The sequence below is a fragment of the Fructilactobacillus sp. X1R3C1 genome (assembly GCF_059901545.1).
On record NZ_JBWXUT010000002.1, the window covers coordinates 193,377 to 218,666 of the forward strand.

The 25,290-nt window shown below is 35.6% G+C and carries 21 protein-coding genes, 1 other RNA gene and 1 pseudogene; 11 read left to right on the top strand and 12 right to left on the bottom strand.

Annotated elements, in window-relative coordinates; translation table 11 throughout:
- Window positions 1–145 precede the first annotated feature (145 nt).
- The 9 genes and pseudogenes from parE to AC6UD8_RS03225 all read left to right on the top strand — a co-directional run.
- Window positions 146–2,107: a DNA topoisomerase IV subunit B gene (gene parE, locus AC6UD8_RS03185; RefSeq protein ID WP_500693762.1), complete on the top strand. Its 1,962-nt coding sequence runs from the start codon at window positions 146–148 to the stop codon at window positions 2,105–2,107.
- 15 nt (window positions 2,108–2,122) lie between these two features.
- Window positions 2,123–4,585, top strand: a complete 2,463-nt coding sequence (parC, locus tag AC6UD8_RS03190) for a DNA topoisomerase IV subunit A (protein WP_500699470.1) — start codon at window positions 2,123–2,125, stop codon at window positions 4,583–4,585.
- Between the two features lie 65 nt (window positions 4,586–4,650).
- Window positions 4,651–5,682, top strand: a complete 1,032-nt coding sequence (locus AC6UD8_RS03195; protein WP_500693760.1) for a LysR family transcriptional regulator — start codon at window positions 4,651–4,653, stop codon at window positions 5,680–5,682.
- Window positions 5,675–6,613, top strand: a complete 939-nt coding sequence (locus AC6UD8_RS03200) for a manganese-dependent inorganic pyrophosphatase (protein WP_500695643.1) — start codon at window positions 5,675–5,677, stop codon at window positions 6,611–6,613. Before AC6UD8_RS03195 ends, AC6UD8_RS03200 begins: the two co-directional genes overlap by 8 nt.
- 108 nt (window positions 6,614–6,721) lie before the next feature.
- On the top strand, window positions 6,722–7,159 hold the full coding sequence (gene msrB / locus AC6UD8_RS03205) for a peptide-methionine (R)-S-oxide reductase MsrB (RefSeq protein ID WP_500693758.1): 438 nt from the start codon (window positions 6,722–6,724) through the stop codon (window positions 7,157–7,159).
- Between the two features lie 30 nt (window positions 7,160–7,189).
- Window positions 7,190–7,717, top strand: a complete 528-nt coding sequence (gene msrA, locus AC6UD8_RS03210; RefSeq protein ID WP_500696684.1) for a peptide-methionine (S)-S-oxide reductase MsrA — start codon at window positions 7,190–7,192, stop codon at window positions 7,715–7,717.
- Window positions 7,718–7,857: 140 nt separating this feature from the next.
- Window positions 7,858–8,811, top strand: a complete 954-nt coding sequence (locus AC6UD8_RS03215) for a Dyp-type peroxidase (RefSeq protein WP_500699471.1) — start codon at window positions 7,858–7,860, stop codon at window positions 8,809–8,811.
- A 403-nt stretch (window positions 8,812–9,214) separates the two neighbouring features.
- Window positions 9,215–10,348 carry an N-methyl-L-tryptophan oxidase gene (gene solA, locus AC6UD8_RS03220; RefSeq protein ID WP_500695647.1) on the top strand — a complete coding sequence of 378 codons (1,134 nt, stop codon included), beginning with the start codon at window positions 9,215–9,217 and terminating at the stop codon, window positions 10,346–10,348.
- Between the two features lie 148 nt (window positions 10,349–10,496).
- Window positions 10,497–11,039: pseudogene (locus tag AC6UD8_RS03225) on the top strand (HAD family hydrolase); the annotation flags it as partial.
- 308 nt (window positions 11,040–11,347) lie between these two features.
- On the opposite strand, the gene AC6UD8_RS03230 reads toward AC6UD8_RS03225, so the two are convergent.
- Together AC6UD8_RS03230 and AC6UD8_RS03235 are read right to left on the bottom strand one after the other, a co-directional pair.
- A complete protein-coding gene (locus tag AC6UD8_RS03230; RefSeq protein ID WP_500699472.1) occupies window positions 11,348–12,211 on the bottom strand; it encodes a DegV family protein in 864 nt (287 codons plus the stop codon).
- A 14-nt stretch (window positions 12,212–12,225) separates the two neighbouring features.
- Complete coding sequence (locus AC6UD8_RS03235; RefSeq protein ID WP_500693752.1) at window positions 12,226–12,645, bottom strand: MarR family winged helix-turn-helix transcriptional regulator; 420 nt, start codon at window positions 12,643–12,645, stop codon at window positions 12,226–12,228.
- 125 nt (window positions 12,646–12,770) lie between these two features.
- Here AC6UD8_RS03235 and AC6UD8_RS03240 point away from each other — a divergent pair, with 125 nt between their 5' ends.
- Complete coding sequence (locus AC6UD8_RS03240; RefSeq protein WP_500699473.1) at window positions 12,771–14,507, top strand: Rqc2 family fibronectin-binding protein; 1,737 nt, start codon at window positions 12,771–12,773, stop codon at window positions 14,505–14,507.
- 12 nt (window positions 14,508–14,519) lie between these two features.
- Here the strand turns inward: AC6UD8_RS03240 and AC6UD8_RS03245 are convergent, their stop codons facing one another.
- The 7 genes from AC6UD8_RS03245 to AC6UD8_RS03275 are packed head-to-tail and all read right to left on the bottom strand — an operon-like array spanning window position 14,520 to window position 22,129.
- Window positions 14,520–17,039: a carbamoyl phosphate synthase preATP-grasp domain-containing protein gene (locus AC6UD8_RS03245; RefSeq protein WP_500699474.1), complete on the bottom strand. Its 2,520-nt coding sequence runs from the start codon at window positions 17,037–17,039 to the stop codon at window positions 14,520–14,522.
- A 4-nt stretch (window positions 17,040–17,043) separates the two neighbouring features.
- Entirely contained in the window at window positions 17,044–18,117 is a 1,074-nt protein-coding gene (locus AC6UD8_RS03250; RefSeq protein WP_500699475.1) for a carbamoyl phosphate synthase small subunit, read from the bottom strand.
- Window positions 18,118–18,129: 12 nt separating this feature from the next.
- Complete coding sequence (pyrR, locus tag AC6UD8_RS03255) at window positions 18,130–18,666, bottom strand: bifunctional pyr operon transcriptional regulator/uracil phosphoribosyltransferase PyrR (RefSeq protein WP_500699476.1); 537 nt, start codon at window positions 18,664–18,666, stop codon at window positions 18,130–18,132.
- A gap of 12 nt (window positions 18,667–18,678) precedes the next feature.
- Window positions 18,679–19,596: an RluA family pseudouridine synthase gene (locus AC6UD8_RS03260; RefSeq protein ID WP_500693747.1), complete on the bottom strand. Its 918-nt coding sequence runs from the start codon at window positions 19,594–19,596 to the stop codon at window positions 18,679–18,681.
- Window positions 19,586–20,089 (bottom strand): signal peptidase II, encoded by a 504-nt coding sequence (gene lspA, locus AC6UD8_RS03265; protein WP_500699477.1) that lies wholly within the window; start codon window positions 20,087–20,089, stop codon window positions 19,586–19,588. Before lspA ends, AC6UD8_RS03260 begins: the two co-directional genes overlap by 11 nt.
- Window positions 20,064–21,722, bottom strand: coding sequence for a formate--tetrahydrofolate ligase (locus AC6UD8_RS03270; protein ID WP_500699478.1), 1,659 nt, complete (start codon window positions 21,720–21,722; stop codon window positions 20,064–20,066). The genes lspA and AC6UD8_RS03270 overlap by 26 nt, the downstream gene beginning before the upstream one ends.
- A gap of 11 nt (window positions 21,723–21,733) precedes the next feature.
- The gene (locus AC6UD8_RS03275) at window positions 21,734–22,129 is read right to left on the bottom strand and encodes an EbsA family protein (RefSeq protein ID WP_500695656.1); all 396 of its coding nucleotides are present in this window, start codon (window positions 22,127–22,129) and stop codon (window positions 21,734–21,736) included.
- A gap of 40 nt (window positions 22,130–22,169) precedes the next feature.
- On the opposite strand from AC6UD8_RS03275, the gene AC6UD8_RS03280 reads away from it, so the two are divergent.
- Window positions 22,170–22,574, top strand: a complete 405-nt coding sequence (locus AC6UD8_RS03280) for a reverse transcriptase-like protein (RefSeq protein WP_500695657.1) — start codon at window positions 22,170–22,172, stop codon at window positions 22,572–22,574.
- On the opposite strand, the gene AC6UD8_RS03285 is transcribed toward AC6UD8_RS03280, so the two are convergent.
- The 3 genes from AC6UD8_RS03285 to rnpB all read right to left on the bottom strand — a co-directional run bounded on the left by AC6UD8_RS03285 (window position 22,571) and on the right by rnpB (window position 25,278).
- Window positions 22,571–23,683 (bottom strand): NAD(P)/FAD-dependent oxidoreductase, encoded by a 1,113-nt coding sequence (locus tag AC6UD8_RS03285; protein ID WP_500699479.1) that lies wholly within the window; start codon window positions 23,681–23,683, stop codon window positions 22,571–22,573. The genes AC6UD8_RS03280 and AC6UD8_RS03285 overlap by 4 nt on opposite strands.
- Window positions 23,684–24,832: a THUMP domain-containing class I SAM-dependent RNA methyltransferase gene (locus AC6UD8_RS03290; protein ID WP_500699480.1), complete on the bottom strand. Its 1,149-nt coding sequence runs from the start codon at window positions 24,830–24,832 to the stop codon at window positions 23,684–23,686.
- Window positions 24,833–24,901: 69 nt separating this feature from the next.
- Window positions 24,902–25,278: RNase P RNA component class B (rnpB, locus tag AC6UD8_RS03295), an RNA gene on the bottom strand.
- Between the last annotated feature and the right edge of the window lie 12 nt (window positions 25,279–25,290).

Genomic DNA, 25,290 nt, shown 5'->3' on the forward strand with positions numbered 1-25,290 from the left:
TATAAGTCCCAAAAGTTTATTCTATCATTAAAAAGATGATTTTAAAATTTAGTTTGGAAAAATGAGCTAACTTTAAAACGTCTTTGCAATCAAGTTTAAATAGGTTATTATTAAAAACGATGACTAAAAGAAGGAGTCTTTCCTAATGACACAGGCAAAAAAGCAAGAGTATGATGACTCTTCAATTCAAGTTTTACATGGTTTAGAAGCAGTTCGAAAACGACCTGGTATGTACATAGGTTCTACTGATTCAAAGGGATTGCACCATTTAGTTTACGAAATTGTTGACAATGCAGTCGATGAAGCATTAGCTGGCTATGGTGATGAAATCAACGTTACCATTCACGAAGATGATAGTATCACAGTGGTTGATCATGGGCGTGGTATGCCAACTGGAATGCATTCTTCTGGAAAACCAACTCCTGAAGTAATTTTAACGGTTCTTCATGCTGGTGGGAAATTTGGCCAAGGAGGATATAAAACTTCTGGGGGATTGCACGGAGTTGGGTCAAGTGTTGTTAATGCACTTTCAACTCATTTAACGGTTCAAATTGTCCGTAATGGTACTCTTTATCAAGAAGATTTTAAAAATGGTGGGCATCCTGTTGGAACCCTAAAAAAAATTGGAAAAACCAATAAACATACCGGAACGACTGTCACATTTAAACCTGATCCGGACATCTTTACTACTACAACTTATAATTATGATATCTTGGCAGAACGGCTTCGTGAGTCTGCCTTTTTGCTGAAGGGCGTTAAAATAACGCTTAAAGATGAAAGACCCGGAAAGATTCGTGAAGATGAGTTCCAGTTCAAAGATGGCATCAAAGAATTTGTTGATTATTTAAACGAGGGTAAAAGTACCCTTGGGAAAGTTATGTATTTCGATGGTAAAAAAGATGGCATCGAAGTTGAAGTTGCTGCTCAATACAATGACGGCTATACCGAAAATATGCTTTCATTTGTTAACAATGTGAGAACTAAGGACGGTGGGAGTCATGAAGCCGGCTTTAGGAGTGCATGGACCAAGTCCTTCAATGAATACGCTAGAAAAGTTGATTTATTAAAAGATAAAGACAAGAACCTGGAGGGAAACGATGTTCGTGAGGGGTTAACTGCTGTCGTAGCGTTAAAAGTACCTGAAGAACTGCTCCAATTTGAGGGTCAAACTAAAGAAAAGTTGGGAACCCCGATTGCAAGGTCAGTTGTTGATAGTGTTGTTTCAGAACAATTACTTTATTACCTCATGGAAAATAGTGACTTTGCTAAAACTTTGATTAAAAAGGCCACCAATGCGCGCACAGCGCGTGAGGCTGCTAAAAAGGCTCGGGAAGAAAGTCGACACGGTAAAAAGAAAAAGAAACGAGAACGACTCCTTTCTGGGAAACTGACCCCAGCTCAGTCAAAAGATACGAGTGAAAACGAATTATTTCTAGTTGAAGGAGATTCGGCCGGAGGCTCCGCTAAGCAAGGACGAGATCGAAAGCATCAAGCAATTTTACCGTTACGTGGGAAGGTTCTAAACACTGAACGTGCTAAACTTCCCGATATTATGAAAAATGAGGAAATTAGTACGATTATCTACACAGTAGGAGCGGGTGTAGGAACTGATTTTAAGATCGAGGAATCAAATTATGACAAAATTATTATCATGACAGATGCGGACGATGATGGTGCCCACATTCAGATCCTCCTTTTAACTTTCTTCTATAAATACATGCGGCCAATGATTGAAGCAGGTAAGGTATATATTGCATTACCGCCACTTTATAAATTGCAACATGGTAAGGGGAAGAGATCCAAAGTAGAATATGCTTGGACCAATGAAGAACGTGATCAAGACATTAAAGATTTTAAATCAGGATATTCGTTACAGCGTTTCAAAGGTTTGGGCGAGATGAACGCGGATCAATTATGGGAAACTACGATGGATCCTGCCAAAAGGACTTTAATTCGAGTTCGAATCGATGATGCAGCTGATGCAGAACGACAAGTATCAACTTTAATGGGTAATAAAGTAGAACCACGTCGAAAATGGATTGAAAATAACGTTCAATTTAATCTCGAAGAAGACGGAAGTATTTTAGATAATACTGAGAAAAATTAGCTTGGAGGTGATGAAATGGCACATAGATCTAAAATTAAAGATTTAACTCTTTCAGAAGTTATGGACGAACGGTTTAGTCGTTATTCTAAATCAATTATTCAAGAGCGAGCATTGCCAGACGTCCGTGATGGACTTAAACCCGTTCAAAGACGGATTTTGTATGCCATGAATAAGGATGGCAATACTTCTTCTAAAGGATTTAGAAAAGCAGCTAAATCAGTTGGTAACGTCATGGGTAATTTTCATCCTCATGGCGATAGTTCAATCTATGAAGCTATGGTTCGTATGAGTCAAGACTGGAAACTACGGGAACCGTTGATTGAGATGCACGGAAACAATGGTTCAATGGATGGTGACCCTCCAGCAGCCATGCGTTACACAGAAGCTCGCTTAAGTAAAATATCAGATGAAATGTTGCGGGATATCGATAAGGATACCGTTGATTGGGTTTTAAACTTTGATGATACGGAGTATGAACCTGTCGTTCTTCCTTCTAGATTTCCTAACTTACTAGTAAATGGTGCTACTGGAATTTCAGCGGGATATGCCACCGAAATCCCACCACACAATCTCGGTGAAGTAATTGATGCATTAATTTATCTACAAAAGCATCCAAATGCCACACTTGATAGTCTGATGAAGTACGTTAAAGGACCAGACTTTCCAACTGGCGGAATCATTCAGGGACTTGACGGAATTAAACAGGCCTACGAAACTGGTAAGGGACGCATCATGATCCGTTCTAAAACTTCAATCGAAGCATTACGTGGAAATAAACAGATGATCAAGATAACCGAAATTCCTTATGAAGTTAATAAGGCTCAATTAGTCAAACAAATTGACGAAGTTAGGATCAACAAAAAAATCGATGGAATTGCCGAAGTAAGAGACGAATCAGATCGCGAAGGATTGACGATTGCAATTGAATTGAAACGGGACGTTGATAGTACTAGTATCTTAAATTACTTGTTCAAAAATACTGACCTGCAAATTTCGTATAATTTTAATGTCGTTGCTATTAGCAATATGGCACCAAAAAGGCTTTCTCTAAAAGAAATCTTAGTTGCTTACTTGGATTATCAACGCGATGTTATATCTAAAAGAACTAAATTTAATTTAGATAAAGCCAATGCACGACAACACATTGTCTTGGGTTTGATTAAGGCATTATCAATCCTAGACCAGGTGATTAAAACCATTCGTGCTAGTAAAGATAAACAAGATGCACGAAATAATTTAATTTCTGAATACGATTTTTCCGAAAAACAAGCGGATGCGATTGTTGCCTTACAATTGTATCGTTTAACTAATACAGATGTTACTGAATTAAAAAAAGAAAACGCTGATTTGGCAGCTAAAATTGCTGAATATGAGACTATTTTAGCAAGTCCAGATGAACTTGACTCTGTTTTAAGAAGCGAACTTAGAGATATTGCAAAACGTTACCGTAATCCACGTCGTACTAAAATTGAAGACAAAATTCAAAATCTGGAAGTTAGTGAGGAAGTTACGCTTCCGGACGAAAATGTAATGGTAATGGTAAGTAATGATGGTTATCTAAAACGCAGTAGTCTTCGCTCATTTAATGCGTCTGAGATCACTGATAACGGCTTAAAAGACGATGACCATGCCGTTTACCTAAATGAATTAAACACTCGTGATTCGCTGTTTATGTTCACTGACAAGGGTAATATGATTTATCGCCGTGTTTATGAAGTCGAAGACGTTAAGTGGAAAGACACGGGAGAACATATCTCAAGAATGAATGGGCTTGATGCCAATGAAAAAATCATTGCGGTTTATGACTTCTCTGATCTAAGTAAACAAGATGGTGAATTTGTAATTACAACTAGTGCTGGCCATATTAAGCGCACTGAATTTAGTAAATTACTTCCCAGTCGTACCTATAAAAGTCGCGCTGCAATGTATGAAAAATTGAAGGAACCGCTATCAAAAGTAGTCAATGTCTCATACAATCGGGTTGAAGATCCTGGTAGTGTCTTATTGATGACAGAAAAGGGAATGGCCCTTAGATACGACTTGCAGGAAGTTTCGTTGAATGGTCCGAGGACCACAGGAGTGAAGGCAATTAGTTTAGCTGATGATGATCACGTCGTTAACATGCAATTTGTAAATGATGAGTCTGAAATTGGAGTTGTTTTCCAAAATGGGAACTTTAAAAAGATGAGAGTAAGCGACATTCCAGTGACTAGCCGCGCACGAAAAGGAATTAAAGTCTTAAAGGAATTTAAAACCAAAAGTAATCTGTTAGCTGATTTTATCAAAATTGATTCTAGTGATGAAACGCTTAAAATTTATACTGATCACGCGACTTCACACGAAGTGGTCTTGGGTGACTATGGTACGTCAGGTCGTTTATCAAACGGGTCGTCCGTAATGAATACGAAGATGATTGGAACTCCAATTTTAATTGCCCATGACACTTTAAAACAATCTCAAGTTGATAATTTGCTATAGTAAATATAGTGATTTCGTGATAATATACACAATATAATAATAAATGTTAGTGCGAGGTATTAGTTTTGAGAGAATCTAAGAGGGAATCATTATTTTCATCCAAGGCTTTGGTATATTTCTTACAATTATCTGAATCGCTGAACTATACAAAAGCTGCGGGTATTTTAGGAATTACACAGCCTGCACTATCCCAACAAATTAAAAAATTAGAAAATAAGCTCCATGCTAACTTATTTTATTCTGTTGGTAAACAAATTCATTTAACTGATGCGGGTTATACTTTAAAAAATGCTACCGAGGAAGTATATGGAATCCTTGATAATGCTACTGATGAAATTGAATCATATTCAAGCTCAATCCGTGGAACAATTAAGGTTGGAATTCTTTCTGCAATTGAAGATGAAATATTTGAAAATTTTGCCCTATATTTCTATGAAAAGAATCCAGATTTGCGAATTGAAATGTACATGTTGACTCAACAAACATTAATCTCTGATCTTGAAAGTGGAAGAATTGATTTAGCCATTATGTACCTACCAAACGAGAAATTGCATAATTGGAAGGGAATGGCCATTAAACCGATTACTCACGATACTTTGTGCTATGTTCATCATGATAAAAGTAAAATTGGAAGTAAAATCAATCTTAAAAAAGTTGTTGGGCCAATGGTAGGCTTTCCCAATGGTTATTACTTTAATCAATTTTTAAAGAATATTTACAGCGCCAAGCGCTATGAAATGCCAAAAATGGAAGTATGTTTTACAAGACCAGTGCAAATCATAGAATTTGCTTTATCATCTGGGTTAAATACCATTCTACCGAAGACCTTTATGATGACACGTGATCGAACTAAAATGGCTCGAAAGAATACTTATTATACTGATATTATTCCTGATTTTTCTCTTCAAGCCGTTGCCGTCTATCGTGATACTAAAGATGGTATTCCGCGGTTAAATAAATTATTTGACGAATTTAGTGGTTTTGTAGGAGAATATGAGCAGGCTAAAGATGTATACTTAAGTAGTATTAATATAGAAGTTAGAGATCGTCAGAGACTCTTGGAAATATGGAAAAAGAGGAGAGAGAATCATGAGTAAAGAACTAGTTTTTGGACATAAAGTACCGGATACGGATGCAATTGTGGCTGCAATGGCACTCGCATATTTGAAGAAACAAGACGGGTATGATGTAGAAGCAGTCGCTTTAGGCAATCCCAATGCTGAAACTAAGTATGTGCTTGATTACTTTGATACTAAGGCACCACGTGTGATTGAACGTGCAAAACCTGAAGTTGATAAAGTAATGCTAGTCGACCACAACGAACCTCAACAAAGTGTAAGTGATATTGATCAATTAACCGTAACTGATGTTGTTGATCATCACCGAATTAATGGCTTTAACACTGCTGCACCTTTGTATTATCGTGCTGCACCTTATGGATGCTGCAGTACAATTATTACTAAGATGTTTTCAGAAGAGGGTATTAAAATTCCCAAGAAATTAGCCGGTTTAATGTTGTCAGCTATTATCTCTGACACTTTATTGTTAAAATCACCGACTACTACTGATTTTGATCGCGATGCACTCAAAGCTTTAGCTGACATTGCCGGAATCGATGATTACGAAGATTATGGCGTTAAAATGCTTAAGGCCGGGACTAACGTTGACGCAAAAACTGATCAACAGCTTATTGACGGAGATGCTAAGTCATTTACATTAGGTGGTAAGAATGTCAGGATCGACCAAATTAACGTTGTCGATTTAGATGATATTACCAAACGTGCTGATGATATTAAGAAAGCTATGAAGGCTGAATCTAAGGATAAGGGCTATGATTTATTCTTAGTGCTTGTAACCAACATTCTTGATAGTAATTCAGAACTAATTGTTGTTGGGGAACCAAAGAGTGTGGTCGAACAAGCTTTTGATAACAAATTCAATGATGATGACATTATGAATTTGCCTGGAGTCGTTTCTAGAAAAAAGCAAGTTGTTCCCCCATTAACTGATGCATTAGAAAAAGAATAGTTATAAAAAATCCACTTAATTGTGGATTTTTTGGTTTAAAACAAATTGTTTGCTATTTAATTGGATAAGATATAAATTAAATATAGAAACAAATAGGAGGTTTATATTATGGCTGAAAATAATAAAGATGATTTGAGAAACCGCTTAACACCTGAGCAATACAACGTAACTCAAAATGCTGGAACTGAACCTGCATTTACTGGCAAATATGATGATTTTTATAAAAAAGGAATCTATGTTGATGTTGTAAATGGTAAGCCATTATTTAGTTCTGCTGATAAGTATGACGCTGGTTGTGGCTGGCCATCATTTACTAAACCAATTAGTGAAGACGAATTAAAAAATGATACTGATACTTCTTTTGGTATGATTAGACAAGAAGTTCGTGGTGCAGACTCTAAGTCCCATCTAGGACACGTCTTTCCAGATGGACCGCAAGATAAGGGTGGTTTACGTTACTGTATTAACTCTGCCGCTCTTAAGTTCATCCCTTATGATAAGATGGACGAAGAAGGATATGGCAAATACAAAAAGTTTGTTGAATAATACAAATAACTGAAATAGAGGTCTTTATTAATGAGTGATAAAAAAGAAACAGCAATTTTTGCCGGTGGTTGTTTCTGGTGCATGGTCCAACCATTTGATCAGATGCCAGGAATTATTTCCGTTGTATCTGGATACACAGGTGGTCATGTCCCAAATCCAACTTATGAGCAAGTTGCTTCAGGTACTACCGGTCACACAGAAGCAGTTAAAATTACTTTTGATCCGAGCATCATTTCATATAAAAAATTAGTTGAAATCTATTGGCATCAAACTGACCCAACCGACGCAATGGGACAATTCCAAGATCGTGGTGATTCTTATCGTCCCGTAATTTACGTGAATAGTCCCGAACAACGTAAAATTGCTGAAGAATCTAAGAAAGAGTTAGAAAATAGTGGCGAGTTTGATGAACCAATTGTAACGAAAATTGAAGACGCTCAACCGTTTTATCCGGCTGAAGACTATCATCAAGACTTCTACAAGAAGAATCCACTTCGATACGCCATCGAAGAAAGTGGCGGACGGAAAAAATTCATTGATGATCATTGGAAGAAGTAAATAAGTTAACAAAAAGAATGCCAATTTGACATTCTTTTTTAATGACTAGTTATATGTAGTAAAATAAAAGTGGTATGAGATTAGTAATAAAGTGATTCTAATCTCATACTAATACTGAGTATATTCTGGGAGGTATTATAATGACTGAAGAAAAGATAAGACCAAATAAATCGCAAGACGTTTGGAAAGATACCGGTGAAAACGTTGAATTTGCCACTTTAGAGCTAACTAGAAAAGATCAAAAGGCGGCTCAAGAAGGAATCCAAGATTTTGCTGATCGTTCACAATCTATTATTAGATCAATGAGAATTAGAGAACCTAAAGCAAACCTTCGAGTTGCCATTGGCTTTAGTAGTAAAGCTTGGGACTACTTGTTTCCGAAGGCTAATAAACCTAAAGAATTAGAAGATTTTACTGGTGTTAAAGGTCCAAACTATTCGATGCCATCGTCTGAAGGAGACATCTTTCTTCATATTCGTGCTAATACTGAAGCCGTTGTATACGAAGTTACTACTCAATTCATGCTCTTTTTAAGAGATTTTACTAAAGTAGTGAACGAAACTCATGGTTTTAGATATTTAGAGGGAAGAGCTATCATCGGTTTCATTGATGGGACTGAAGTTCCACAAGTTGAAGATGTTGCTCCATACGCGCTTATTGGTGATGAAGATCCTGAATTTATCAATGGTTCATATGCTTTTGCACAAAAATGGCACCATAACATGGATTATTGGAATCACCTAGATACTACTACTCAAGATAAAGCCATTGGGAGAGAAAAATTTTCTGACTTAGAATTACCGGATGAAGAAAAATTTAAAAATGCCCATAATGTAACTTCAAACACATCCGTTGATGGAGTTGAACAAAAAATTGTCAGGATGAATGTTCCTTATTCTGATCCTGCTAACAATGATACAGGAACTTACTTTATTGCGTATTCACGATACTGGCACGTTATTAAGGGCATGCTTCAACAGATGGTTGATGAAGATGATTTCTTGTTAACGTTCTCAACCTTATTAACTGGTCAAACTTTTTTCATCCCTTCAAGACCAATGCTTGAAAAAATTGCTGATGGGGATTTAAATTAGTCATCAGTAAATTTTTAAAAATTATTGATTAATTATCATTGACAAAAACGTTGGTTAAGCATAATGTACTGTCTAAAGAAAATGCTAAGAAAAGATGAGTACTGAACCAACCATGATACAGAAAGCAAGCGACGCTGAGATGCTTGCATATTGGCATTTAGGAAAATGGTCTTGGAGCATATATAGACAAGTTATTTACAAGTCATATTTGGATGGCGTCCATTAGAGCGCTATACACTGCTTAATTTATTCTAGATATAATTAGCAATGTTACTGAGGATTGGCAGAAAACTGACAATCAAGGCTCGGTGGTACCGCGTTTATTCGTCCAAGCTCTTGAAACTTTTGTTTCAAGAGCTTTTTTGTATTTTCTTTTAATATAATAAAACAACGGAGGCATAATATGTCTGATAATATTTTTGATTTAGCAATCATTGGAACAGGATCAGTTGGTTCGGCGGCAGGATATTACGCCAGTCAAAATAATAGCAATATTTTAGAGCTAGATATTGCTAAACCCCCACATACACTAGGATCACATCACGGGCAGACTAGAATTATCCGGCATGCCTATGGTGAGGGAGAGAAGTATATCCCGCTACTACTAGAAGCTCAAAGATTATGGGATAAACTCCAGAAACAGACGGGCAAACGTCTTTTCCATAAAACTGGCGTTCTGACCGTTGGGCCAAAAGATTCAGCATTTTTAAATAATATCAAAGCATCTGCCAATGACTATGATATTGATATTGTTCCTTATACTTCAACTGAAATTCACGATCAATGGCATAACTGGAATTTTAACGACCAATACGAAGGGATTTTAGAGCCAGGTGCAGGGTATTTAGAATCAGAGGAAATTATTAAAACATATATCGAAGGTGCTAAAAATAATGGCGTTACCCAAAGCTTTGATAGTTTTGTTAGAAAGATTGATCAGCAAGACAACGGAATTGTTAAGATTAAAACACAAGATTATACTTTTTATGCCAAAAATGTCATTTTATCAGTAGGAACCTGGGTCAAACAACTATTGCCAAATTTACCAATCACGCCAACAAGAAAAGTATTTGCATGGTTTAACGTCGCCGATAACGGTTTAAATGAAAATGAAGGGTTCCCAGCTTTTACGGTAGAACTTGCAGATGCTATTCAGTATTACGGTTTCCCAGGAAGTAATGGCACCATTAAAATTGGACGTCACCAGGGTGGTCAAAAGATTAAAAATAGAAAAGAAAGGGGCAATTTTGGCGATTATTCTGAAGATTTAGATGAAATCGATCCATTACTAAAGCATCATTTGACAGGGACTGATGGTATTGACCATGGTGGTACATGTTCGTATGATCTTTCTCCTGACGGTGATTTTATTATTGATCGCATTCCATCCATGAATAAGATTCAAATTGTAACTGGATTAAGTGGACACGGATTCAAATTTTCCAGTGTACTTGGTAAACTATTAAGTGATCAAGCTCTTGGAAAATCAAATTCTTATAACTTAGAACCATTTAGATTAGACCGGTTTAACCACTGAAAATAATCAAAAGCTTAATCGATGAAATAACAACAAATGCTGTTGTTATTTTTTTGAAAGCAAGCCAATAATGAAGGTTATTTAAAAGCACTCATTATTAGCGTATCATTGAGTATAGAAACTATTTAAATAAGACTTTGATGTTGACCGAACGTTGAGCTTTAATGGTGTTGAAATAAATTCAGAAATTGTAAATGCAATTAAACAACTAGCAAAACGTAATGAAATTATCTTTGATTCAACCAGGCCAATCAGACATCTAATTTCAAGCGTACCAACATTTAAAAATAAGACATTAGTAGGTGCAAACGGGGCGCTTGTATCAAGAAATGGTCATACTTATTCAATAAAACCCATTAGTAATTGTGATATACAATTGACTAAAAATATCATTAAAAAATACGATTTAAATTACATAATTGATGATAATTGGAATTACAGTGATAAAGTAAGCGCTTTAAATCAAATATTTAAGCAACTAGACTCAAATCAATTAGCTGAAAATGTAGCTATCTCATCAATCAAAAAAGCCGTTAAAATCATTTTATTGGACATAAATAGTGACTTAATTGATAAAATACAGTATTCATTAAACAAAATACGTCATTTTGGCGAAAAGAATATTGATCTGACAGCTCAAAATATTAACAAATTCAGTACATTAAGAATTATAACCGATAGCAACTATTAGAAACTAGATTGCGTTTGGAAACGATAGTAACGATCAAGAATTACTCGCGAAAACTTTTAAAAGTAGATGAATCTACAGTCAGATCAAATTATTGTGAATCCAAATGATGAAGTTGCAAAATCAATTTAAAGTTATACAAATGATGATAATCTAAAATAAGTATGAATTGGTCTTTTATTAATATTAAGTCTACTTCGTATAATATATATTATGTAAACTAGAAAAAGAATAAATAATTAAGTGTTTCCCTCTATAAATATATATTAAAAAGAACACCATTTTTGGTGTTCTTTAATTTCAAACTTATTTTATCTATTAATATCTTTGATCCATCCTAATGCAAGAGCTCCGCTACCTAAATGGGTTCCAATTGCTGGTCCGAATGATCCGCGGGTAACTTTCATATTTGGATATTTTTCTTGAATGGATTTCTGCCAAACATCAGCTTCTTTAGGGTTATTGGCATCAATTACAGCAACTTCAATTGGATAATTGGCTTTTGATACTGCTTGAGAAAATAAATCTTCAACACGTTTAAGTGCCTTTTTCTTAGAACGAACCTTATCAAATGCTACGATCTCATCAGTTTGGTTATCAAAAGTTAAAATGGGCTTTATGTTTAATAGTCCACCTACAAACGCTGTTGCATTTGATAAACGCCCGCCCTTCACTAGGTTATCTAAATCATCGACAACAATTAACTCATCAATGGTTGACCGAAGAAGTTTAAGTTTTTGAATAATTTCTTCTGGAGGAACATTATTTTGTGCTAAATTAACTGCATATTTCACTAAAGCAGCCATTGGATCAACAGTAATTCCAGAATTAAAAGGATAAATTTTGATGTTATCCATCATTTTGGCTACATTACAAACTGCTTGATACATGCCAGAAATGGTTGAAGCTAAATGAATACTAATCACTGCATCATAACCATCGTCAGCTAATTTATTATATTCTTCAATTAGTGCTCCAATTGGCGGCTGTGAAGTCGTCGGTAATTTGGGTGACTCTTTAAGCTTTTGGTAGAATTCCTTATTTGTAATGTCAATTCCTTCGCGGTAACTTTTACCGTTGAAGATTACGGAGATTGGAATAATATGAACATTATATTTTTTGATATCTTCCTTAGATAAATACGATGTACTATCAGTAACAATCGCTGTCTTCATTTCTTTCACCTAACCTATTTACGGATTTTCTTCATACTTGTTTCTAATCGATTGAGGAGAATCTTTAAAAGATTCTTTTCTTCATCAGTCCACTGATTAAAAATTTGTGTGGAAAGATCTTCGTAGTCATTACTAATTTGATGACATGCCTTCTTACCCTTATCAGTAATACTGTATATTAACTGGCGTTTATCCTGCCCAATGGCTTTCTTTTGAATCATTTCTTTTACAACTAATCGTTTCAATTGTCGCGATAAAGTTGATGTATCTAATTTCATTGACTTAGAAAGCGATTCTTGGGTCGTATAGCCATCATCAATGGCAATTAACAATTGCCATTCTGAAATAGTAAGATTTGATTTTTTGGTAAGAGCTTGGAGCTGTTGTTGATGCATTTTTCCAACAACTCTAAGAGCAGTTAAACTATTTTTCATTGATATTCCTCCGTAAAATATTATACCATTAATTGCCTAATACAAGATTACGGATTTAATATTTATGTGCTACCACTCAACAATATAAGTTATACTGGACAATGAAGCCAAAAGGAGTGTTATATATGTCATTTGACGGATCATTTACACATGCAATGAGTCATGAATTAAATAACAAATTACTAAACGGACGTGTTTCAAAAATAAACGAGCCCTACCCTAATGAAATTATTTTAACTATTCGTTCTAATCATAATAATTATCAGTTATTATTATCAGCGAATCCCTCATACGCTCGAGTACAAATTACAAACGTCCCTTTTACAAATCCGAAAGTTCCAACTAACTTTGCAATGACGTTAAGAAAACATTTAAGTGGAAGTTTTATTAGCAAAATTCATCAAGTAAACAATGATCGGATTATTCACATTCATTTTAATACAAGGAATGAATTAGGTGATATTGAGGAATTAGTCCTTGTCATTGAAGTAATGGCACGTCATAGTAACATCATTTTAGTTCAGGCTAAAGATTCATCAATAATTGATTCAATTAGAAGAATTTCATCTGCTCAAAATCGATACCGAACCATTCTTCCAGGATCTAAATATATTCAACCCCCAAAACAAGATCTGGTTGATCCATTTCAAGTTAACGAAAAAGAATTTACACAAATTGAAAAAATCAATCGTGAGTTTCCAAATGTAGATGTATTTGCTACTCAATTACGTAAATATCTTCAAGGACTTGGGACTGATACGTCCTATGCGCTCGCAAGTGCCCTTCATGTATCTGGATCAACTTTAAAACAAAAATATTGGAAATTTTTTAATCATTTCGAAAATCCAGAACCTATTATTGGAGATGATATGAAGGGAAAATTACAATTTTCAGCATTTCAATATATCGGCATTCAGCCGGATAAAAGATTTAAAACTTTAAGCGAAATGTTAGATGAATATTACCAAACTAAGGTTCAACGTGAGCGAGTTCGAGAACAAGGATCACAATTAATTCGAATTACCAAAAATGAATTAAAAAAGAATCGAAAAAAGCTTAAAAAATTACAAAATACTTTAGAAGAATCTGAGCATGCAGATGACCTACGGGTTAAAGGTGAGATTTTAATGACTTATTTAAATCAAGTTAAAGTTGGAGCCAAAGAGATTAAACTACCCAATTTTTACAATAATAATGAAGAGATCATTATCTCACTAGATCCTTCCCTATCAGCTTCTGAAAATGCTCAAAAATACTTTAAAAAATACGATAAAAAGCGAAATGCAAAGGAATATGTAGTTAAGCAAATCCAGGAATGTCAGGATGAAATTGATTATTTTGAGAGTATTGAATCCCAAATTGAAATCGCGGATCCACGTGATTTAGATGACATTAAGACAGAATTAAAAAATGGTGGATACATTAGGAAGCCAAAAAAAGGTAACAGTAAACATCATAAAACTAAAGTTAGCAAACCTGAAAAGTTTGTCTCAGATGATGGTGAGATAATTTTGGTTGGTAAAAATAATTTACAAAATGATCAACTTACCCTTCGGACAGCAGATAAACGTGATACTTGGCTTCATGTCCAAAATATCCACGGATCTCATGTAATAATTAGATCTTTCAATCCAACTGAACAGACAATTCTTCAAGCTGCTGAACTGGCTGCTTATTTTTCCAAAGCACGAGCATCTGCCAACGTGCCAGTTGATTACGTTAAAGTAAAAGCTGTAAAAAAGCCCAATGGAGGGAAACCCGGTTTTGTTACCTATCGGGGGCAAAATACGATTTACGTAACGCCAACGGAAGCAATTGTTAAACATTTAAGAGAGAATAGTAAAAAACAAGATACTAATTAGTATCTTGTTTTTTTACTTCAATAACTTGTTGGTTGCTTCGTTAATAGTATGACCTATTGATAATTTAGCCCCTGACTCGAGTGATCGGTCTTTTTGATAATCGTACACTCCAAGTTGCTTAAATGGGAAAGAAGCCTGCATCACCGTAAAGTGTGTTGAAGAATCAATTTTGGGAACGGTATTTACAATTTTATCAATATTTAAATATCCGGTTGCCATCCTGACCAGCACCCCAATCCAGTTAATTCCAGTGGACATATTTAAAAGAACGGTCTCGGTAATTCGAAGTGGTCTCACACCAGTAATTTTAATCTTGTCTTGATCCCTGTAAAAAAGAACCTGAACTAGTCCATGAAGACTTTGATTTTTCACCGCTACCTTAGCTCGTTCAACTAGCCCTTCCACATTCAAAACATCTTTACCATAAGGAACATAATAATCTGTTTGAAGACTGATATCGTCATCGTTTCCATCACCGGATTTAAACCCCACGGTTGAAATTGGAACTATTTTGTTCTCCGTTACTAATAAATCAAACGCAAAATCAACATGAGATCCATACCAAACTGCATCTTTTTGATTTGGTGGTAAAACCACCAACTTGAAATCATGATACTTGCTAAGTTCACGAATTAGGAAGTGACGATTACCCGGCAGAAAGACGTACTGGGGTTTCTCAGTTTGAATGACGTCTAAAATTTCTCCCAGTTGAATTGGTTCAATGTACTGCTTGTCACTCATCATTGGCGCTAAGGAGGCAGAATTAGGATTATTATTTAAAATTACAGTGTCAAATCCAATCTTTTTAAGTTGAATTAATATTTCACTAGTATAGAAATCAGAAGCAATATTGGGGCCAATTTTATTTCTACCCTTTCCAATTACTAGTGCGGTGTTATTCCCGATTTGATTAGATTCGTTGTCAATTTCATAACTAGCATAAAAGGAATTAATTTTTTCGGGAAATTCTCCAGCAGTTGGTTCGATCATTTTATAGGTTTTATAAGAATCCTTTTGACGAAGTTGATTGATATCTGTATGCCAAATGGATGACAACATTCCATCACCAAATCCCATTTCATGAGCTAACCTGAAAGCTTTAGCGTCATTTTGGTGTTTAAAAATATACGATCGACTCTTATCAATATTTGCCATGATCACAAAGAAAAATTGATCAATTTTGGTCAATTCTTGTAAATCTTCAATACTATAATGACGTGAGAGGGCTTCAAATAGAATTGGGAGTTGGATATCGGTTGGGTGAATTAATTGTGAAATTAGTTCATCTTCGGAAAGTTCAGAATAACTTGGCAAAACATCTTTTGGACTCGATTGCGAACTTCTAATGGCCTTTAACAAAGCGGCTTCGCAACTACGACCTACCCCAATTACTGATCCAATGGATTTGGTTTTAGTTCCAAGTCGTGAATCAGCATCAGGTAATTGCTCAAACGGCCAGATGGGGATTTTTACCGTGATATGATCACTGATTGGTTGAAGCACCGTCGTAAATTTATGAAAACGTGCTGGTAACTTAATTTTAGTAATTGGATAATTTAATAATAATTGTGAGATAACTAAGGCAATTGGATATCCCGTTGATCTTGCTGCTAAGGTAGTACTCATGTTAAAACTAGGATTTACCTTTAGAACAAAACAATCATTTGTTTCAGTATTCAGAGCAAATTGTACATGACAAACGCCTTTGATTCCCAAAACGTCCATGACCTGAAATGAAATTGATCGCATCATTTGAATCTGGGTATCACTTAAAGTTTGTGCCGGGGTATAAACGACCGAATCATTTGAATTCACTCCGACTGGATTCATATCTTCTAAAGAAGATACCATCAATTTTGTCCCCATTGTATCACGCAGTGAAACCGTTCCAACTTCTTTGTAGCCGACAATTTCCCGTTCAATTAGGCATTTACTAGACTTTGACTCCTCAAAGATGGTATCAGCATCGTTAGTTATTTGTTCCATGTTTTGAAAAATCAACCGTTGTTGTCGAACTTTAGGATCTAACGGTCTAACAGAAATTGGAAATGAAATTTTATCAATTACATTCCTTAAATCATCAAAATTATCAACAATATAATAATCAGGGGTGGGAATCCCATATTCTTTTAATCTTTGATTCAATCGATTTTCATTGTTAAACAGATCAATGTTATCATCATTTAAACCAATAATCTTTACATTATTTTCTTTTAATATTCCATTTTTATTTAAGCGTTGAATAACCTTTAGTGCATTAACTCCGCCGAAAACTGAGGTAACTGCATCAATGTTCTCTGTTTCAATAACATGTTTAGCATTTTCAGTATTAACAGGTTTAATGGAAACATTATCAGGATTCATTTCCTGTAATATTACTGAATATGGATTATTATCCAAAAGAAAAGTAGTAATCCCAAGTTTCTTCCAAACCTTTAGTGCTTGAAATGCAGCGGAATCAAGCTCACATTCTTGACCAATTCCAGACGGTCCTGCTCCGATTATTAAGATTTTTTTGATATCGTCTTTCATTAGGCTATCTCCCATGAGCTGTGATACTTTCTAGAAATTCATCAAATAAGTCAATACTGTCAGTTGGACCACTAGACCCATCCGGAGAAAATTGAACTGAGAAACTTGGATAGTCACGGTGCCTAATTCCCTGAACTGTTCCATTGATTAAGTCTATGTATGTCACAATTAGTTTTGATGTGTCGATAGAATTTGGATCTACGGCATAATCCTGAGCTTGATTAGCATAAATAATTTGATTAGTAATAATTTTTTGAATGGGATGATTGCTTCCATGGTGTCCAAGTCTCATTCGATAAACACTGGCTCCATTAGCCATAGCTAACAATTCATGCCCTAATCCCATACCAAAAACTGGAAGTGCCTGTTCTAATTTAGCAATCGTCTTTAAAACACTTTCATCAATTTCGTGCGGAGATCCAGGCCCTGTTGATAAAATAATTCCTTCTGGGTCAAGATCAATGATTTCTTGGTATGAAGTGTCAAAGGGAAGCACAATTACATTGCAATTCCTTTGAGATAATTGACGAATAATCCCTTCTTTTAAGCCAAAATCAAGTACCGCAACGGTTTTGCCATTCCCAGGGACCAAATAAGGTTTGGGTGTGGCAACCTGTTGAATCTGCTGATTACTTAAAACGGCTGCATTTAACTGATCAAATGCATGTTCATCATTAACATCAACGAGACTCGCTTTTGAAATATCATGTGCCATAATGTATTTCAAAAGATAACGAGTATCAATTGCAGTTATCCCCGGAATATTACGTTGCTTAAGAAATGTATCTAAAGATATATTTTTTAAGTAACTAGTTGAAATGTCTTCACTATGATGAACAACCACACCCTTAGCTGATGTCAAAATAGACTCATAGTTTTTTCGATTGATTCCGATATTTCCAACTGAAGGCTGTGTGAATGCCACGATTTGATTGTGATAAATTGGATCTGTGATTGATTCCTGGTAGCCATTAAGATTCGTATTCATAACAATCTCGCCCGTTACGGTTGATTCAGCCCCCATCGATCTTCCCACAAATGAAGTGTCATCATTTAGGATTAAATATCTTTTAGTCATAATGAAGATCCCTTACTTGTTAGAAACGATTTCGACAGAATCACGATCATCAATTTCTGAAACCAAGACATTAACTTTTTCGTCCTTTGAACTAGGAATATTTTTCCCAACAAAATCAGCCCGAATTGGTAGTTCACGATGACCACGATCAACTAATACAGCTAAACCAATTCTCTTCGGTCTTCCCATTTCATTGATTGCTCCTAATGCTGCCCGGACAGTCCGACCAGTGTATAACACATCATCAACTAGGATTACATTTTTATTATTGATGTCTACCCCATCATTATTAGTTGGATTAGGCTTTGCCTTTCGGTTCTTTAAGTCATCACGATATTTGGTTACATCTAGTTCCACAACCGGAATTTTAGCATTTTCAAGTTTTTCCAAGCGTTTAGCAATTCTTCTTGCCAAATAAACTCCACGAGTCTTAATACCAACTAAAACTAAGTCGTTGATACCTTTATTTTTCTCAATAATTTCATAAGTGATTCGTGTCAAAGCACGTTGCATGGCCATGCCATCAACTACAACTTTCTCTTTTGCCATAAATGTCACTCCTTAACTGATATCAGAATACTGTTTTCTTAATTGATCGATTGTTTTTTGAAAAATTGGTGGTGCTGGAACTTTAAAATTGAGTTCTTCATGTGTAACTGGATGTTTAAATCCCAGTTCAGCAGCATGTAAAAACTGTCCTTTCCCTTTAATGGTATTTTTAGGTCCATAAAGTGGATCGCCAACGAGTGGATGACCAATATATTTCATATGGACTCTAATTTGATGAGTTCTTCCGGTTTCTAACTGACATTCCACTAAAGTATATTTCCCACCAAACCGTTCAAGAACGTGGAAATGAGTGATGGCATTCCTTCCGCCGGGAATTACTGCCTGTTTCTTGCGGTCTTTAAAAGATCTACCAATCGGAGCATCAATGGTACCGCGTTCTTCATTAATATTACCATGAACCAACGCTAAATACTTTCTGCGATTAGTTTTTTCCCTTAGTTGTTTGGACAATGATCTATGAGCAATATCGGTCTTAGCTACCATCAACAATCCAGAAGTATCCTTATCGATGCGATGAACAATTCCTGGTCTGACTGTTCCATTAATAGAAGATAATTTTGTATGATATAACAGCGCGTTAACTAACGTATGATCAGGATGACCGGGAGCTGGATGGACTACCATACCTTGGGGTTTGTTGACCACAATTACCTGATCATCTTCATAAATAATATCCAGCTTAATGTTTTCTGGTACTAAATTCATTTGTTTAGGCTCAGGGATAGAAATTTGAATGAGGTCATTATTTTGGGATTTGTATTTTGGCTTTTTAGTATCACCATTAACTAAAATTAAATGATCCTTGATCAATTCATTTGCACGACTACGACTTAAATCTTCATAGTGATCCGAAACCAATTTATCAAGTCGCTCGTTTTCATTATCAGCTCTAAATTCTCTATTTTGCATTTTTCTCACTCTCAGGTTTTGCTAATACGATAACTAAGAACAGGACGATCACACCAATCGTGACACAGGAGTCAGCTATATTAAAAATTGGAAAATTTATAAAATCTAATTGAATCATATCGGTAACTGCTCCTAGAAACAACCGATCTAGCAAATTACCAACCGTTCCAACCAACATCAATATTAAACCAAACAAGTATCCGATATGATATCTTTCGATGTAAATAAATATCATAAAAAGCAAAACGGCTCCCGTGGCGATGAATTCAAAGATGACAGATTTCCCAGCAAGAAAACTCCAAGCAGCACCTGTGTTATTAATATTAGTCAATGATATAACTCCAGGAACGAATGGAATTTCTTTTCCAAGTGGAATGTTAATCCGAATCCACCATTTCGAAATTTGATCAAAAATCAGGAGGATAAAAAACATTAGTGCAAAACATATCCATGCCAAGATTTGTTTTTTAGAATAATCCGGTGATTTTTTCATTTTTATCAATATCCATTTCTGCTGCAGCTGGATGCTTAGGCAATCCTGGCATAGTGATTACTTTTCCAGCCATCGCCACAATGTATCCTGCTCCTAGTTTCGGCAATAATTCAGTAATATGCAAAGTAAACCCACTTGGATCGCCTAATTTTTTGGGGTTATCTGATAAAGAATATTGAGTTTTAGAAATACAGATCGGTAGTTTATCCCATCCATTTTTTTCAATGCCCCTTAATTGCTTCATGGCTTTCCCAGAAAGGACAACGTCCTTTGCTCCATAAATCTTTTTAGCGACTTTATTAATTTTATCAATCAAGGAGTCCTCGTCATTGTAAATTCGCTTAATGGATGCATTATTCTCAACAAGTTTGATTAATTTCTGAGCAAGGTCAATTGAACCCTTACCACCCTCAAGAAATGACTTACTAATACCAAATTCAACGTCTTGTTTTCTTAAATGATCACTTAACCACTTAATTTCTTCAGGGGAATCATCAGTAAACTGATTAATGGCGACGATAATTGGTTTGTTAAAGGATTTCATTGCCTTAATATGATGATCAAGATTTTTTACTCCAGATTTTAATGCTTTAACGTTTGGTATAGCTAAGTTTTCTTTACTAATCCCACCATTGAACTTTAGAGCACGAATTGATGCAACCATAACGACTGCACTCGGATCTGCATTTAAGTGTGGTGATACCAAATCCATGAATTTCTCACCACCTAGATCAGAACCAAATCCTGCTTCAGTTAACGTATAATCAGCAACTTTAAGAGCCACATTAGTAGCTTGAACACTGTTACACCCCATAGCTAAATTAGCAAACGGCCCCCCATGAACAAACGCTGGGGTATGTTCTAATGTTTGAGCTAGATTAGGATTAATCGCATCTTTTAAAATAATTGTTAAAGCACTTTCAACCCCCAGATTTGAAACAAAAACTGGTTCATTATTATAAGTGTATCCAATTAAAATATTCTTAATACGTTCTTTTAAATCATTTAAATCAGTTGATAGACACAAAATGGCCATTAATTCACTTGCAGCTGTGATTTCGAAATGCTCTTCTCTAGGAACGCCGGACTTAGATCCACCTAGTCCAATCACCATATTTCTTAGTTCACGATCGTTAACATCCATCGCTCTGTGCCACTGAATTTTACGTGGATCTAAATGTAAAGGATTTCCCTGTTGAATCGAATTGTCGATCAGTGCCGCTAGAGTATTATTAGCAGAAGTTAAAGCATGAATATCTCCCGTAAAATTAAGGTTAATGTTAACCATTGGTTCAACTTGAGCAAATCCGCCTCCGGCTGCTCCACCTTTCATTCCCATCACAGGACCCATAGAAGGTTCCCGCAAAGCAATGGCAACTTTTTTATTTAGTTGATTTAACGCATCGCCAAGACCAATTAATACAGTGGATTTCCCTTCTCCAGCCGGAGTGGGATTAATAGCAGTTACTAAAATCAGTTTCTTTTTAGTATGTCGATCACGAGTATTACCTGATATTTTTGCCATGTACTTTCCATATGGATCAACTTCGTTTTTGGGAATCGAAAGTTTACTTGCGATATCTTGAATCGGATCCAATTGACTTTCCTGTGATATTTCAATGTCAGTTTTCATTCATACACCCTCTATTTTTTTACTTCAGTGCTAAAAGCTTCTTTTAATTCGATGATAGAATTGTTGGGAAGTATAAAATTATAGTTTTTATTCTTATAGTTGAAAGATAATTGAAATTTTTTGGAATGAATATCAATAATGTCCTTAATATTCATTTGAATCCCCTTGGGATGAAACACGCTCCGCACTGTTAACGTCTTATTTGATAAGATTAACTTTCTAAAGTGAATTTGAATCCATGATAGTAGGATAAAAACAATAAAAAAACCTAATGTAATTTCTTGAAAGTGAGTTATTTCTAACCAAATGATCACCCCAATTAGCAAAACAATAAACGTCCAACTCCAGCAGATAATACTAGTAGTGATATTTGGTTGATACAAAAATTTTCTCTTTTGAGTTATCATAGTCTAAACCTCTTTATTAAACGAATGGAGTAATTTATTAATGTATAAATTATATTCTGATGCAGCCATTAAACCTAAAAGTAATCAATGTGGAATTGGAATTTTAATTCTTCATCAAAAACAACAAATTCAAATTAAAAAGCAATGTAAAGCAAAGAATAATCATATTGGTGAATTCAAAGCATGCCTCACTGCCCTAAGAGAGCTTTGTGATCATTTAAATAGTATTAACAAGCATCCAAGTGATATTACTGTCCTGTACTATACTGACAGTTCCATTTTAAGCGACAGTCTTAATAAACAATACGCCAAACATTATCAAAAATACGTTGATGAAATCGTTAAATTACAAAATCATTTCGCAATGGTGTTAACTAAATGGATTCCAGACACTCAAAATCTAGGTGCTCACGAATTAGCTTTTCAAGCTCTTCATTCTAATTAATTAACGTAGTTAGAGATTGGTTTTTCGTACATATCCCAGTCTTTAGTAGTGCCAAAAACGATATAATCCGATAATAATTTTCCAATCATTGGTCCAGTAGTTAGACCCGACGATCCAAGACCACTACCGATCAACAATTTTTTGTAATTGGGGATTGAACCAAAGAAGGGAGCAAAGTCATCTGTATAAGCTCTCGTTCCCACTCTACTACCAATAATATCAGAATAATCCAAGGTAGGAATTAATTTTTTGGCTGAATTAAGCAATTCATCATTAACCTTTGGTTCCTCTTTTAAATCAAAGCCCTTTTCATCGTCGTGAGTAGCTCCAATAATCAATTTTCCGTGTCCAAGCGGAATAAAGTCATATTCTCCTTCTGGCATCATCACCGGCATGTTCTCATGGGCTGGAATATCAGATACTTTTAATTCTACCAGTTGTCCTTTTTGAGGTCTGACTTTTACTTTAATGTTAAGAGGAGCAAGTGTTTCTTTTACCCAAGCACCGGTAGCTATGACAATTTGATCGAAACTTAATGGTTGATCTTTAAAACTAATGGTATGGTCACTAGTAAGTATCACTCTGCCCTTATAAAGAGTCAAATTTCGTTTTTTGGCGATTGCAACTAAATGCTTGCAGAAGAGATTCCCATTAATCCGACTACCTCCGGAAACAAAAATTCCTGGGTGAGTAATCGTAAGAATGGGAATTTTATTTTGCATTTCTTTTTTATCTAACCTCATTATGTTTCCCATCTCAGGAGTTGTTTGAGCCCTTCTTTTAGCTAAAGCATAAAGGTCATCTAAATCGTTATTATCTTGTCTTGTAATGATGGTCCCACTACTATTAAAAGTTGCTGAATTCATTTGAGTTTGATCAGCAATTTTAGGAATCAACTTAGCTCCAGCCTTTGCTAAGTTATACCATTGTTTATTTCTACGTTTCGACAACCATGGTGATATGATTCCTGAAGCTGCTTTGGTTGCTTGCCCATAACTATCGTCAAACATCGTTACCTCTCGTTCATCAGCATTTGGAAGTTGACTTAGGTAATATGCAATGGTGGAACCAACTATTCCACCACCAATAATCGCAATTTTTCTTTTCAATTACTTGTCCTTCTTGTTAAAAGTTTGCTCAGCCCAGTATTGGAAATAATCCGTTCTGATTCGTCCATTGTACAATTTACGTCGTTTAGTGGCTTTTTTGCCATATTCTTTTTCAAAATTTAAATCACTGGTTAAGTAATACTTAGACCAAGTTTTCATAGGAATAAACACCTTTCCCATGTCATGATAAAGCTGAGCTGCTTCTTTAGTATTACCCATTCTTTGACCATATGGCGGATTAGTAACTAAAACCCCATCTTGTTTATCGGTATGAAAGTCTTGGACGGCCACTTGTTTAAACTGAATGTCATGAAGTAAACCAGCTTCCTCAGCGTTCACTTTGGCATAATTAATCATTTGTTCATTAACATCGGAGGCCATGATATCAAACTCAGTGTCATAATCAGCTTTTGAATCTGCATCGGCACGCACTTTCTTTACAAGTTCTGGATCCACCCAATCCCAGTGTTCAAATACGAACTCACGATTATAACCTGGTGCAATATTTCTAGCAATTAAAGCCGCTTCAATTGGGATGGTCCCCGACCCACACATTGGATCCAGAAATGGCATTTGTTTGGGATGCCAATTTGTTAAAAGAATTAGAGCAGCTGCCATGTTTTCTTTTAGGGGTGCTTCACCCTTTGCGACCCGATATCCACGTTTAAACAAACTGGGACCGGTAGTGTCTAATGTATCCATAACTTCGTCTTTATTAACCCGAACTTCAAGTGGATAGAGTGCACCTGATTCAGGTAATCTGGTGCGACGATGATAAAATTTACTTATCTTCTCAACGATTGCTTTTTTAGTAATGGCTTGAATGTCTGGAACACTATGAAGAACTGATTTTTGTGAACGTCCCTCAACTGGAAATTTTCCGTCCATCGGGATCAGGTCTTCCCAATCCAACCTCTTAGTATTTTCAAACAACTCGTCGAAAGTTGTCGCTTTAAAACGACCCACAATAATTTTAATTCGGTCTGCAGTTCTTAACCATAAATTAGCCTTAATAATGTCAGTAATCGTTCCATTAAAAAGAACCATTCCGTTCTTAACTTCTGGATCGTATCCCAATTCCCGCAACTCATCTCCTACTAAGCCTTCTAAACCAGCAGAACAAGTTGCCATTAAATTAAATTTTTTCATTTTATTTCATTCCCTTTTATATAAAAAAAGAGTGGAAAGATCCCACTCAACCTGAAAAATGGTGCAGGCCCCTATAAGCCATGTTTTGTGCTTAACCACAACTTCAGGAAAAAGTGGTTAAGTAGTAATCATCTATCTCAAGAACAAATTGTTCTTCCCCCACACTTGGTTCAATTTCCGTGTGTGAAGCTCCCCTACCAAAGTTTGGGTTTCCCGCTCGCGGGGTTTACTGCGTTCCAATAATTTGATTTCTCAAATTAGTCGTTTCTGTGGCACTTTATGAAATACTAGAGCATAGCAATTGCCTTAGTTCTTTCTTTCGCCGTAATCAAATCAATGATCCCTCGGCTTATTTTTTCACCGAGCACGAACACTACAAGCATCTCAGCTTGTGCGAGAGTGGACTTTCCTCAGCCAACAATTGCTGACCGCGATTACTCAGGACCTGCACCAAATCT